The 12,104-nt window shown below is 62.3% G+C and carries 18 protein-coding genes; 3 read left to right on the top strand and 15 right to left on the bottom strand.

Annotated features, from left to right (window positions below):
- Positions 1 to 5: 5 nt before the first annotated feature.
- The 13 genes from L1073_RS03060 to L1073_RS03005 all read right to left on the bottom strand — a co-directional run bounded on the left by L1073_RS03060 (position 6) and on the right by L1073_RS03005 (position 6,307).
- Positions 6 to 203 carry a hypothetical protein gene (locus L1073_RS03060; protein ID WP_097023405.1) on the bottom strand — a complete coding sequence of 66 codons (198 nt, stop codon included), beginning with the start codon at positions 201 to 203 and terminating at the stop codon, positions 6 to 8.
- Positions 204 to 206: 3 nt separating this feature from the next.
- Positions 207 to 725 (bottom strand): phage baseplate assembly protein V, encoded by a 519-nt coding sequence (locus tag L1073_RS03055; protein WP_246896789.1) that lies wholly within the window; start codon positions 723 to 725, stop codon positions 207 to 209.
- Between the two features lie 61 nt (positions 726 to 786).
- A complete protein-coding gene (locus L1073_RS03050; protein ID WP_246896788.1) occupies positions 787 to 1,245 on the bottom strand; it encodes a phage virion morphogenesis protein in 459 nt (152 codons plus the stop codon).
- Positions 1,235 to 1,735, bottom strand: a complete 501-nt coding sequence (locus L1073_RS03045; RefSeq protein ID WP_246896787.1) for a phage tail protein — start codon at positions 1,733 to 1,735, stop codon at positions 1,235 to 1,237. Before L1073_RS03045 ends, L1073_RS03050 begins: the two co-directional genes overlap by 11 nt.
- Complete coding sequence (gene lysC, locus L1073_RS17330) at positions 1,698 to 1,946, bottom strand: Rz1-like lysis system protein LysC (RefSeq protein WP_425531563.1); 249 nt, start codon at positions 1,944 to 1,946, stop codon at positions 1,698 to 1,700. Before lysC ends, L1073_RS03045 begins: the two co-directional genes overlap by 38 nt.
- Entirely contained in the window at positions 1,831 to 2,298 is a 468-nt protein-coding gene (gene lysB / locus L1073_RS03040) for an Rz-like lysis system protein LysB (RefSeq protein WP_246896786.1), read from the bottom strand. The genes lysC and lysB overlap by 116 nt, the downstream gene beginning before the upstream one ends.
- Positions 2,295 to 2,768, bottom strand: coding sequence for a lysozyme (locus tag L1073_RS03035; protein ID WP_246896785.1), 474 nt, complete (start codon positions 2,766 to 2,768; stop codon positions 2,295 to 2,297). The genes lysB and L1073_RS03035 overlap by 4 nt, the downstream gene beginning before the upstream one ends.
- On the bottom strand, positions 2,768 to 2,959 hold the full coding sequence (locus L1073_RS03030; protein WP_246896784.1) for a hypothetical protein: 192 nt from the start codon (positions 2,957 to 2,959) through the stop codon (positions 2,768 to 2,770). The genes L1073_RS03035 and L1073_RS03030 overlap by 1 nt, the downstream gene beginning before the upstream one ends.
- 44 nt (positions 2,960 to 3,003) lie before the next feature.
- On the bottom strand, positions 3,004 to 3,204 hold the full coding sequence (locus L1073_RS03025) for a tail protein X (RefSeq protein WP_343322443.1): 201 nt from the start codon (positions 3,202 to 3,204) through the stop codon (positions 3,004 to 3,006).
- 8 nt (positions 3,205 to 3,212) lie between these two features.
- On the bottom strand, positions 3,213 to 3,683 hold the full coding sequence (locus L1073_RS03020) for a head completion/stabilization protein (protein WP_246896782.1): 471 nt from the start codon (positions 3,681 to 3,683) through the stop codon (positions 3,213 to 3,215).
- Positions 3,684 to 3,794: 111 nt separating this feature from the next.
- Complete coding sequence (gpM, locus tag L1073_RS03015) at positions 3,795 to 4,460, bottom strand: phage terminase small subunit (protein ID WP_246896781.1); 666 nt, start codon at positions 4,458 to 4,460, stop codon at positions 3,795 to 3,797.
- A gap of 2 nt (positions 4,461 to 4,462) precedes the next feature.
- On the bottom strand, positions 4,463 to 5,476 hold the full coding sequence (locus L1073_RS03010) for a phage major capsid protein, P2 family (RefSeq protein ID WP_246896780.1): 1,014 nt from the start codon (positions 5,474 to 5,476) through the stop codon (positions 4,463 to 4,465).
- A gap of 15 nt (positions 5,477 to 5,491) precedes the next feature.
- A complete protein-coding gene (locus L1073_RS03005; protein WP_246896779.1) occupies positions 5,492 to 6,307 on the bottom strand; it encodes a GPO family capsid scaffolding protein in 816 nt (271 codons plus the stop codon).
- A 145-nt stretch (positions 6,308 to 6,452) separates the two neighbouring features.
- Between L1073_RS03005 and L1073_RS03000 the strand changes: the two genes are divergently transcribed.
- The 3 genes from L1073_RS03000 (at position 6,453) to L1073_RS02990 (ending at position 10,202) form a co-directional block, all read left to right on the top strand.
- The gene (locus L1073_RS03000) at positions 6,453 to 8,237 is read left to right on the top strand and encodes a terminase large subunit domain-containing protein (RefSeq protein WP_246896778.1); all 1,785 of its coding nucleotides are present in this window, start codon (positions 6,453 to 6,455) and stop codon (positions 8,235 to 8,237) included.
- On the top strand, positions 8,234 to 9,310 hold the full coding sequence (locus tag L1073_RS02995; RefSeq protein WP_246896777.1) for a phage portal protein: 1,077 nt from the start codon (positions 8,234 to 8,236) through the stop codon (positions 9,308 to 9,310). Before L1073_RS03000 ends, L1073_RS02995 begins: the two co-directional genes overlap by 4 nt.
- 130 nt (positions 9,311 to 9,440) lie before the next feature.
- A complete protein-coding gene (locus L1073_RS02990) occupies positions 9,441 to 10,202 on the top strand; it encodes a DNA adenine methylase (protein WP_246896776.1) in 762 nt (253 codons plus the stop codon).
- 51 nt (positions 10,203 to 10,253) lie between these two features.
- Here the strand turns inward: L1073_RS02990 and L1073_RS02985 are convergent, their stop codons facing one another.
- On the bottom strand, positions 10,254 to 10,478 hold the full coding sequence (locus tag L1073_RS02985) for a DUF2188 domain-containing protein (RefSeq protein ID WP_246896774.1): 225 nt from the start codon (positions 10,476 to 10,478) through the stop codon (positions 10,254 to 10,256).
- A 1,241-nt stretch (positions 10,479 to 11,719) separates the two neighbouring features.
- Entirely contained in the window at positions 11,720 to 12,013 is a 294-nt protein-coding gene (locus L1073_RS02980) for a hypothetical protein (protein WP_246896773.1), read from the bottom strand.
- Positions 12,014 to 12,104: the final 91 nt, after the last annotated feature.

Here is a 12,104-nt window from a genome sequence, read left to right as displayed (position 1 = left end):
TGCCATCATTTCACCTCGTAAGTGCCGGAGCTCGAGCCGCCGGTGACCGGCACCTCGGCGTTGGACTGGACTTCGTCGACCACGGCATTGGCGATGGCCTCGGCCATGCGGTTGACCCAGCTGTATTCCCCGGTCGCGGTGGCGCCCTGGGCGCGCATCTCGCTGACTATGCGGCTTTTGAGCTGAGACTTGCTGAGTGCCATGGCTTATTTCCCCGCCGTGACTGTTGATGAGCCGTCACCGTGCGGGTTGCCGGTGAAGTGGCAGATGTGGCCCGTGGTGACGACCGGGTTGCCCTGGTTGTGGTGGATCGACTTGGCGTCGACGGTGACGGTACCGGTGGCCTTGACGGCGATATCGCCCACGCAGTCGATGAAGAGCCGATGCTTGGCGTGGTCGTACTCGATGCGCGTGCCGTCCGGGTACCAGCGGCCGATGACGTTGGCATCGCTCGAAGGCGCCGGGTGTGCGCTGCGATAGAGGCCGGTAAGCACCACGCCGGCGGCGGGATCGCCGCCGGGCGAGAAGACGATGACCTGCTCGCCCACGGTGGGCGGATCCCAGTCACGCGTCGTCCCGGCGCGGCCTTCGATCCACAGCAGCCAATCGGTGAGCAGCTCGCCGGATTTGACGCGCACACGCGCGGCGTCGTGATCCACTTCGGCGATAGTGCCGGTGCGGATGAGGTTGTGAATCAGGCGGAGAAGTTCGGCGACGTTGTGCATGCCGCTATCGTGCGTGGGCTACGGCGACAGGCGAAGCGGCGGCGGGTGTGGCGCGGGCGTCTTACACCGGGTCCAGATGGTTGAACAGCGAATTGATGACGAGTTCACGGTCGGCGTCAGTAAAACCGAGCAGCTCGCGCTGCGGGTAGTCGATGGTGGGGCCGTCGCGGTCGACACGATCGCGTAGGCCGTATTGGTGGGTGCGGGCGATGCGCGCGACGTTGCCCATAAAAGCGACCACGGCGGTATCGCCGTGCGCGGTGGCTTTCATCCATTTCGCGGTGGAGAGCTTGTCGAACATGGCGCTTCGGCGGATGCCGCCTTGGCGGGAACGCCACTTCTGGGGCTTACGGGGCGCGTAGGGCGTGCCGTCGGGATTGGTCTGCGCGCGGATGCGCTGGCGTTGGCTGCGGCGCAGGTCGCGTGCGATGACGCGCGCCAGGCGGCGGCGTTCCTTGGCTTCGAGCTGGGCGAGCAACGGGGCTGCCCAGTCCTCCAGGGCTTGCAGGTCATCCGTCATCGGTGGGTTCCTCGCCCCATTCGGCGGCTAGGGTGTAGTCGTCGTCGGCCTCGGCGTCGCGCAGTAGCAACTGCCAATGCGTGATGGGGCAGGCATCGCGCTCGAACCGTGACAACACATGGTCGACGTGGATCGCGCCGCTGTCGCAATCGACCTTGGCGATCACGCGCTCGGTGAGCCGCACGCGCAGCGCGACGTCTACCGCCTGATTGCTGAGGATCTCCGCCTCGAACGTCACTGCCTCACCGGGGGCGGCGTCGGGCTGATACTCGGCCAGCCACTGCAGCAATGGCACCATCACGGTGTCGAGGTCGTCGCCGAAGTCGGTCAGCACCAGCTGCGCGGCGAACTGGTATTCGTGGGACAGGTTGGGGCCGCGACGAAACTCGAGGCTGCCGTCCTCGACGAATGTCAGCAGCTTGTCGGGATCGCGGGCGAGCCCTGGCACGGCGTTAATCAGGTGCGTGCGTAGCAGATGGAGTTTTTTCATCGGTGTGCTCGTGGCATTGAATGATGGCATCGACCTCGGCCGCACATTGCGCCCAGGCGGCTTCGGTGTGCTCTAGTTGCAGGTGCAATTCGCCGTTAGTCGTCGGGTGGCTGGCCGGTAGCGTGCACGGGCTGGGCGTCGAGCACTGATTGATGATAAGCGGCGGCGCCGGTGACGGCGGGGCGCTCGCGCAACCGGCTAACCCGGTCAGGCAAGCGAGTGTCAGCCCAGCGGCGAATCTGATCGTTGTCATGCTGTAGTTCCCGGATGTGGGCGAGGCGGTTGGATGCGGTGCGGGTGAGGTCGGCTTTCGTCTCGGCCAGTTGCCGGCGCTGGTCCTCGAGGCGCTGGGCGTTTTGCCACAAGGCGTCGATCACCAGTTGGCGTTGGGCGTTTTCGGCCTGGGCGGAATCAAGCGCTTGCTGGGCGCTGGATGCATCGGTCAGGGCAGCGCGGTATTCCTGCCAAGCGAACCAGCCGCCGGCGCCGATCACCCCGGTGCCGATCAGCACCAGCCAGACCTTGAGCGGCACGGCGCCGAGCAGGCGTCCCAGCACCATCATGGATTGAGCCCTCGCAGGCATAGCTTGCGTTCAGCGGCGCGGCGCTTGACCAGGCCGGCGAGCTTTCGGCCCCCGGCGTAGACCCAACGGGTGAGCTCGTCACAGGCGGCGCGCATCTTGCCGGCGTTGAGTCGCTCGAGCAGCGTGGAGCGGGCGAAGGCGCCTTCGCCGACGTTGTAGACGAATGAGGCGAGAGCCGCGCGGCGCGCCGGGGGAAGCTCGATATCGACGCGTTGGTCGACGGCGTCGAAAGCATCGCCGAGGTCTTCTGCGAGCAGCTCCTTGCACTTGGCCTGGCTCAGGGTCTGACCCATATCGACATCGCCGGTGTGGCCATAGCAGATGGTCGGGATGCCCACCGGGTCGCGGTAGGCCTCCGACCGGTAGCCCTCGAACTGGGATACCACCGCTGTGGCGAGGCTGAGGGCGCCGGCGGTACCGCCGACGATGAGGCGGCGTTTGATCGACATTATTTCGCCCTCCAGCGTTTCCACTTGCGCACGTAATGCGGAATCAGCAGGCCGATTTGCAGCGCCAGATAGAGCAGGGTGAGGGCCGTGACCCAGTCGGCCGGCGTCATGCCGCCCATGTACAAGGCGGTGACGAATGCCGGCGGGGTTGCCTTGAGGCTTTCGGTGGTAATTTCGAGCGGCTGGGCCATGCTGTCCTCGTCGGCAATCGCGCGGTGTCGGCGCGGTAAAACGTTCAGTTCCAGAGCTGCACGGCGAGCGCGCGGCTGGGCTGTCGGGTGATCTCGGGCAGCGTGACGGGTGTGCCATGCGGCAATATCGGCCCCAGGTCGGCGACGCCGGGATTGGCCTCCAGCACGCGTTCGGTGACGGCGGCGGTGCGGCCGTAGGCGCGATAGCAAATGGCATCCAGCGTGTCGCCCTGGCGCGCGTGCACGGTGCGGCTCATATCAGCTCGACCGTGCTGTGCGGGCGACCCTCGATCTCGCTGATCGCCCAGGCGGCGTCGCGCCGGTAGCTTTCGCCGGTGTACTCGTTGAGATCGCCCCGGTCACGGGTCGAGGCGGTGGCGTCGTAATCGCGATAACGCTCGACCAGGCTGGCATGCGCCGTGGAGAAGACCGCGCGGCGATACAACGCATCGAATACGCCCGGTGCCTGCCAGATCGGTACCGGCACGGCATCAACGGTGGCGTAGCCTGCGTCGACCTGTTTGGTCTGCCAGTCACGCAGGGTGCGGTTGACCGTGGCCATGGCAGCGAGCAGGGCGCCTTCGATGCGCACGGCGGTGATGGTGCCGTCGAGGCGATGCGTGTCGCGAAACTCGCTGGGCTCGATGTCCGGCCAGAAGCCGTTATTCGTGACGGGCTCGGCGGTGGTGGTGCTTGTGGTGCCGGTCGAAACGAAGCTGCTCATCGTGGCTCCTGGTGTTCGTGTATGAAGGGGGTGGGCGACGCGTCGAGCAGTGATAAGTCGCTACTCTGGCGTCGCGCCCCCTGACGTCGGCGTGCGACTCGTTGGCGACGGTCAGGAGTTGGCCTGATCGCCTGCGTTCTTCACCTCGCGTTCGAGGCGCTCGATGTCTTTCTTGACGCCGGCGCGCTCGTTGAGCGCCAGTGCACGGCGGAAATGCGTCAGCGCTTCTTGCGGTTCGCCGGCGGCGCGATGGGCATTGCCCAGGGCCTTGTGCAATTTCGCGCGGATCTGGTCGTGCATGTCCGCACCTTCGGTAAGGCGTTCGATCTCCTGAAGTGCTGCGAGCAGGCTGGCGTCGTCCTCTTCCAGGGCGAGCGCCTGATCGGCGGCTTCCTCGACGAGAATCGCAGCGGTGGAGCGTTGAAACTGATCGCCAGGCTCGAGCCCGTAGCGCAGGGCATAGCGGCCGATGCCCAACGCGCCATCGATATCGCCGATGTCGATGCGCCAGAGCAGGACGCGCATCAGTACCTCGTCTTGTGCGCCGGCACCGCCCTCGAGCACGCCGTCGACATAATCGGCGTAGTCGGGAAGAATCTCGCGCTTGATGGCGACCTTGCGCTCGACAGACTGGACGCTTTTCAGGCGCCGATAGTCCTCGAAGAGCTTGGCTTGCATGAGGTGGTATTCGTCGCCGTGCATGGGCGCGTCGCCGGCGTCACGCGCCGCTTGCGCGGCGCTGACGCGTTCGAAGTGTCGACGAATGGAACTGACCATCGTTATTCCCCGCTACCGCTGGTGTCTGCGTCTGCAAACTCGATGCCCTCGATCAGGCAGCCGAAGCCATAATCTTCGATCACGTAGGAATCGTTGCTGGATTCATAGTTGACGATGCGCTTGCGCTCCGGCTTCTCGACCAGGTGGCGCCGGCGTGAGCCTTCCTGCCAGTAGATCGAGAGGTTCTCGGTGCTGGTGATGAAGATGGCGTTGTCTTTCATGAACGGCACCTGCATGGCGTTCTGCCCGCCGAGGCGCTTGGCAGCCATGATGAGATCCAGGGCGCGCGATTCCGTGGGCTGTTCCCACTCGTTGATCTTGGGCAGGTACTTGTCGGTCATCAGCGAGCGGCCGACGATGGCGACGAGGTCGGTGTTGTCGCGGTACCACGGGTCAATCAGCGAGTTGACCGCCTCGTACACCAGCGCGTCGAGGTTCTGGAATTCCTGGCCCTTGCCGATCTGGACACCGTCGATCACGCGCGCGGCGGCATTGGCGCGGTATTGCTGCAACCAGCCCGCGTTGACGTCTTCGAGCATTGGGTTCGCGCTACGGTCGGTCTGCTTGGCAGCGCTAGTGCCATTGAACCCGATCATGATGCGGTCGAGGGCTTGCTGGCGAATGATCGCGTCGCGCACGCGGGCCTGAAAGTCCGGGAATTTGGCCCAGGCATCCAACTTGGCCCAGCTCAGGAAAGTATCGAACTCGGTGGATTGGCAGCGGTATTCGTGTTCGTCCAGCGTGGTGGGATCGCTGGGATTGCGGTCGCGCTGGCTGATATCGGTACGCCCAGCGATGGGGCCGCTGATACCGAGCCCGAGTTTTTCGCCGACCATGTCGCGCACACCGACCATGTTGACGCGGTTCAGGAACTCGCTTGATTCCTGGATCTTGGTTTCCAGCGTCTGCTGCACCGACGGATCGACATCGAACGTTGCGAACGCGTTCGGGGCACCGTTGAGCTGGGCGAGCCGCTGGGCGTAGTTGTTCAGGAGTTTGCGGGTATCGTTACGCATGAGCGTCGGGATTCCTCAGCAGTCGGTTTCGATGGTGCCGTCGTCGCCGGTGGCGCGCTGGCGTGGAGTGTGGCGCGGTGTGTTGTCGATGCGCTGATACAGCTCGTCGAAGCGGGTTTGCAGGGTGTCGTGGGCGGCTTTCAGTTCATTGAAAGCCGTGGCGCTGGGCCGCGCGTTGAGATCGTCGGCCAGGGCCTGATGCTTCTCGACGAATAGCCCCAGGGTCTGCTCGAGCTCGTCGCGAAACGCGGTAAATCCCGCCTCGCTTTTGGCGTCGTGCTTGCGAAACAGCGCCTTGACGCGCTCGGTGAGTGACGGGCCGGGATCGGCCGGTGGCTCGGTGGTGAAGTCGAACGCGGTTTCGACGGCGGCGGAAAAGAGGTTGTCCGCGCGCTGCTTGCGTCCGGCCAGCGGCGACTCGTTACCCGCGCCGGCGGCGAACTGGAGCATCTGGGTACCCAGCGAGGCAGGCGAGTCGGTAACGGCCAGGCCGACGAGATACGCTTCGCCGGAGTCCGCGAAGTTGGGGTCGACTTCCATCGAGGTGTAGACCTTCTGGCGCTTGTCGTTGAGTGCCTTCAACTCGTCGGTGGGGTCGATGGATGCGTACAGCTGCAGCTTGCCGTCTTCGCCTTGCTCGGCCTTCAACGCGGTGACATCGCCGTAACTCTTGAACGGGCCATCCGGCATCATGCCGCGCATGTGCTCCAGGTTGATCCGGCATCCGTAGGTATTGGGGTCGAAGTTGTCGGCCATCTGCTGCAGCCAGGCGGCACTGATGTTGCGGCCGTCAGTCGTCGCGCCTTCGGTTGCGATGCGAAACCATTTCATGAAGTGTCCTCGAGCGGTGCGGGATGCGTATTGGCATCAGGTTCCGCGCACCGGCGGCCGGGCTCAACGCGGGCCGGGTGTGAGTCGGCCTGTCTACACCGGGGCCCGCAATGGCGCACTCCCTCGCAAGGTTACGCTGGGCGGCATGACGACACCGACGCCCGAACTGGATACCCACGACGCCTCGCGCCTCTCTGCCCGCCACCTCTACTGGATGGGGTGGCGCATCGCGCGTATCGCCGAGTTCCTCGACCTGCCCCGCGCGACCATCGATAGCTGGAAGAAGCGCGACGCCTGGGAAGATGCCTCTCCCAGTCAACGCATCGAGGGCGCGCTCGAGGCGCGCATGGTGCAACTGATCTGGAAGGATTCGAAGGAAGGCAAGGACTTCAAAGAGATCGACTTGCTGGGTCGCCAGGTCGAGCGCCTGGCGCGGGTGCACAAGTACGAAGGCTCGGGCAAGGAAAGCGATCTCAACCCCAACATCGAACGGCGCAACGCCGGCGAAAAGCGCAAGCCGGCGCGTAACGATGTCGGCGACGAGGGCGTGATCCAGATCGTCGAGGCTTTCGAGGCCTCGCTGTTCGACTACCAGCGCGGCTGGTACCGCGCTGGCCAGCACGAGCGCATCCGCAACCTGCTCAAGTCGCGGCAGATCGGTGCAACCTGGTACTTCGCGAGGGAAGCCATCGCCGATGCGGTGGAGACCGGCAAGAACAAGGTCTTCATGTCGGCGAGTAAGGCACAGGCACACATCTTCAAGCACTACATCGTGCAGTTCGTGAAGGAAACCACCGGCGTGGAGCTCAAGGGCGATCCCATCGTTTTGAGCAATGGCGCCGAGTTGCACTTTCTGGGGACGAACGCCAAGACCGCGCAGGGCTACCACGGCGACACGTATTTAGATGAGTATTTCTGGATCAACGGCTTCGAGCAGTTCCGCAAGGTGACCAGCGGGATGGCGATGCACAAGAAGTGGAAACAGACCTACTTCAGCACGCCGTCATCCGTGGCGCATGAGGCGTACCCGTTCTGGACCGGGGAGCGCTTCAACAAGCGCCGCAAGAAAGACGAGCGCGTCGAGATCGACGTCAGCCATGCAGCGCTCGCCGGTGGCGCACGCGGTGCCGATGGCCAGTGGCGCCAGATCGTGACCATCGAGGACGCCATCGACGGCGGCTGCGATCTGTTCGATCTCGATCAGCTGCGACTGGAATACAGCGATGAGGAATTCGCCAACCTGCTGATGTGCGAGTTCGTCGACGACTCGCAGTCGGCGTTCCCGATGATGACCATGCAGCGCTGCATGGTGGACAGCTGGGATATCTGGCGCGACTGGAAGCCCTTCGCCGCGCGGCCGTTCGGCGACAAGCCGGTGTGGCTGGGCTACGACCCGGCGGGGGACAACCTGGACGGTGACGGCGCGGGCCTGGTCGTTCTGGCACCGGCCAAGAACCGCAACGACCGGCATCGCATCCTGGAGAAGCACCGCATCAAGGGGCAGGACTACGAAGAGCAAGCCGGGTTCATCGAGCAGGTGACGCGGCGCTACAACGTCCAGTTCATCGGTATCGACACCAACGGGATGGGCGAGGCCGTGGCGCAGCTGGTCGCGAAATTCTTCCCGCGCGTCACGCGCTATCGCTACACGCCGGACAGCAAGGCCGCGTTGGTGCGCCAGGCGCAGCACATCATCGAGCGCGGGCGACTGGAATTCGATAGCCGCGACGTGATCGTCGCGCAGTCGTTCACCGCCATTCGTCGCGAGCTGACCGCGAGCGGTCGCCAATTCACCTTCACCGCCGGGCGCAACGCCCAGACCGGCCACGCGGATCTCGCGTGGGCGACGATGCACGCCCTCAATAACGAACCCATCGACGTGCTCGCCGAGGGCGAGCGCGGCGGCGCCATCATGGAGATGTCCGAATGACCACGGCAGACAAACCGCGCATGCGCGTACCGGCGACGCTATCCGAATCCGAGCCGGCGGCGGAGGCGGCAGCGTCAGCCCCGGCGCGGGCTGAGGCGTTCACCTTCGGCGAGCCGGTCCCGGTGACCGACCTGGCCGACTTTCTCTACACCGGCTGCTGGATGCTGACGTCACGTTGGTACGAACCGCCGGTGGATCTGCCCGCGTTGGCCAAGGTGTACCGCGCCACGGCGCATCACGGCTCCAGCTTGCAGGTGAAGCGCAACATCTTATCGCGATCGTTCATCCCTCACCGCTTACTGAGCCGGCAGGCGTTCCGCGCGTTGGTCACCGACTACCTGGTGTTTGGCAATGCGTATATCGAGCGGGTGTATGGGCGCCTGGGTCGGCTGCTGGCATTGCGGCCGGCACGGGCCAAGTACGTGCGGCGGGGCGTCGAGGAAGGGCAGTTCTGGTGGGTCACGTCTTGGCAGGTGGCCAGCGAGTTCGAGCGCGATTCGGTCATTCACCTGATGGAGCCCGACATCAATCAAGAGATCTACGGCGTGCCGGACTACCTCGGCGCGCTGCAGTCGATCCTGCTCAACGAGAACGCCACCCTGTTCCGCCGCAAATACTACCTGAACGGCTCCCACGCGGGCTTCGTGATGTACGTCAGCGACACCGCGCAGAACCAGGAAGACATCGACGCCATGCGCACAGCGCTCAAGGAATCGAAGGGCGTCGGCAACTTCCGCAATCTGTTCCTTCACTCGCCCGGCGGCAAGAAGGACGGCGTTCAGATCATCCCCATCTCGGAAGTCGCCGCCAAGGACGAGTTCGCCGGCATCAAGCAAGAGACCCGCGACGACACACTGGCAAGCCACCGCGTCCCGCCCCAGCTCATGGGCGTGATGCCCAACAACGTCGGCGGATTCGGCGACGTCGAGAAGGCCGCCAAAGTCTTCGTCACCAACGAGCTCGAGCCGCTGCAAGCCGTCTTCGAAGAGATCAACGACATCCTGGGCGAACAGGTGATCCGCTTCCGGGAATACTCGCTGGATGGTGGCGCGGCAACGGCTACAGCACAATAAAAAGCGCCCGAGGCGTTAACCATCGGGCGCAGGTCACTCGCGTTCATCCTTGATCGCTAGGGAGCCTTCCATGCTCCTCGAGCAACACCTTGAGTATACCAAATGCTGTATAAATAGACAGGTATTAAGGATGACGACTAAACCGATTCTCCCATGGATGGGAGGTAAGCGACGCCTTGCGAAACAGATCATGCCGCTGTTTCAACCCCACCGGACGTATGTCGAGCCGTTCTGCGGTGGAGCGGCGCTGTTCTTCATGAAGGAGCCGAGCCCGGTCGAGGTGATCAACGATGCCCATGGCGAACTCGTCAATCTATACCGCATCGTCAAGCATCACCTCGAAGAGCTGGTGCGCCAGTTCCGCTGGGCGCTCGTCAGCCGCGAAGAGTATTTGACCCAGCGAGACATCGATCCAGCTCACTTGACGGACATACAGCGCGCGGCGCGGTTCTTCTATCTCCAGAAGCTGGCGTTTGGCGGCAAGGTGGAAGGGCAATCCTTCGGAACCTCTGCCGTGTCACCGCCACGTTTGAACCTGTTGCGGATCGAAGAAGATCTCAGTACGGCGCATCTCCGTCTTGCCCGGACGCTTATCGAGCATCTCGACTGGGCGGACTGCATACGCCGGTACGATCGTGAAGGAACCCTGTTCTACCTCGATCCCCCATACTGGGGAACCGCCGGTTACGGTCGGGATTTCGGGCTCGAGCAGTATGATCGAATGGCCGATCTGGCACGCAACGCCGCTGGCCAAGTTGTCATCAGCGTGAACGACATCCCCGAGATGCGCAGTGCCTTCCATGGATTGAACATCCAACGAACCAGCCTTCGTTATCGCGTCGGCGGCAAGCCGACAGAAGACAAGGGCGAGCTGATCATCACCAATCGCTGAATGGTGTGTAAATTGGAAGGGGCCGCCCGATTGGCGGCCCCTATTCAAGCACTATCCCGGTGTGCGATGAGGGTCCGCACTACGCGGGTAGGTTCTCTCTTCCTGGATGGTGCCATCTTCTTTGTGAATTTTGACGCTGGCCGTCTTGCCCTTCATAAAGTCTTGGGTTTTATGAATGGCCTCGTCTTTGGTTGGCGCGGTAAGCGTGGCCTGTGTAGCCCCTGCCTTCTTCAAGGCCCAGTGGTCGCCATCCTTTACGATATGATAGTTATCCACGACCCCTCCTATTTTATGAGTACAGCCATCAAGCTAGTTGACGGCTGACACCCCGCCACACTTCTTTGGTCTCAGTAACCTTCAGGACACAAAAGCAGCTCGCCAGCGGCCTTGCCTACATCACTGCGCGCCCGCGCCGCGCCGTCGACACCCCGCCCCGCCTGCGCGCTAAACCGGTCGGTTTTTGGGCGCCCATGCGCCTAGCCGCAGGCCGCGCAGATACAGGGCGCCAGCATGGTCAGGAGGCTGCCTATTCTCATGCGGAATCATGCGAAACCGAGCAGCCCGCAGAGCGTACGACGAGGGATGGTAGGAATGGGTGAGCTTCTTGAGAAAGTGAGGGTATCTCGGAGAAAGGTAATGTTGGTCACGAGGGGGCGTATCAGGAGATAACCTTCTGATTCTTAGTCTTTTTTTCATTACCCTCAAAAGGTGATGAAAGGTACTGTAAAAGGTGATGCGCTTGTAAGTCATTGTTTTAAAAGGATATGGATTTTGCTCTCTATTACCTCTTTAAAAGGTAACGCATTACCTTACCATCACCATTTTGTTACCTTTTGAACACTCGTTTTAATCCCTTTGTATTCAGTTTGTTAAGAGAAAATCAGGCAAAGCATTACCTTTGTTACCTTTTTCCGAGACCCCCGGAGATTCTGAAGCTGCCTCGCGTATGAGGCGTGCACGCACGCGCCGACTGTATCCCGCACGAATGTCGCTGGCGAAGCGCAGTTGCGAGTACGTTGTTAGCGAAAGAAGGGGAGAAAACGGAGAAACAGAGGGAACATATTTGGTACCCAACCGATACCAGGCCCAGCTTGGCAGGGTTTGTTACCGATCCATCATCGGGGCCACAGAAAATCGGCGGGCCCGCGCTAGCGAGTCATGAGCTGATTTTTCAACCATTGTCGGCCTCCGATGAAGGGGAACTAAAATCGAGAGTGGCACCAAGGGCCGCATATTGTACGTCATGCGGGGGAGTGGGCAATATCCTTGTAGCCGGGCCGAGTCGACCTCTTTTACTTTCTGGAACATTAAATTGGCATTGTTTAATTCAGGTTATTTGCCCTACTGCGTTTCTTCTACCATGGTGATGGTGTTCGCCAAGGAAGGGCGGAAAGCAAGGAAGCTAGGGAAAAGGAAGCCTAGGTAAGCATGGAGGCACGGACAGGACGTTCGTGATGACTGCAAGGAAATGCAGATTTGCATAAAGACCCGGCCGGTATTGGTCGGGTTTTTTTGTGTCAGGGTGACTGGTTGCGCTTATCTCGAAGCTGGTGTTGCGAGTCTTCCAGGCGGCGCAGAGAGCGTTTGAGTTGACGCTCTTGCTGCTGGCGCTCGTCGAAACGCTCATCGCGGTGTTCGCTGCGGTTCAGTGACTGGTGACGCTCGATCGTGGTGGCACGGTTGCTGCTGACGTCACGTTGCAGTTGATTGCGCTGTCGACTGTCGTTAAGTGAGTCGTGCCGGCCAGGGTCGTCGGCCAGTACCGGCCATGCCAGGGCGAACAGTGTCATCAGCAGAATGGCTTTTATCATGATGCCTCCAGCGATGAGGGTACCTCTCCAGTATGGACCATGGCGTATTGCATGGGATTCCGAGACGCTCGGAGGTTTTTTTCAGGAGAGG

Source organism: Chromohalobacter nigrandesensis (genome assembly GCF_023061285.1).
In the GTDB taxonomy this organism is placed as follows: domain Bacteria; phylum Pseudomonadota; class Gammaproteobacteria; order Pseudomonadales; family Halomonadaceae; genus Chromohalobacter; species Chromohalobacter nigrandesensis.
Note: the sequence above shows the minus strand (reverse complement) of the source record. Positions and strands in the feature narration are given on the sequence as shown.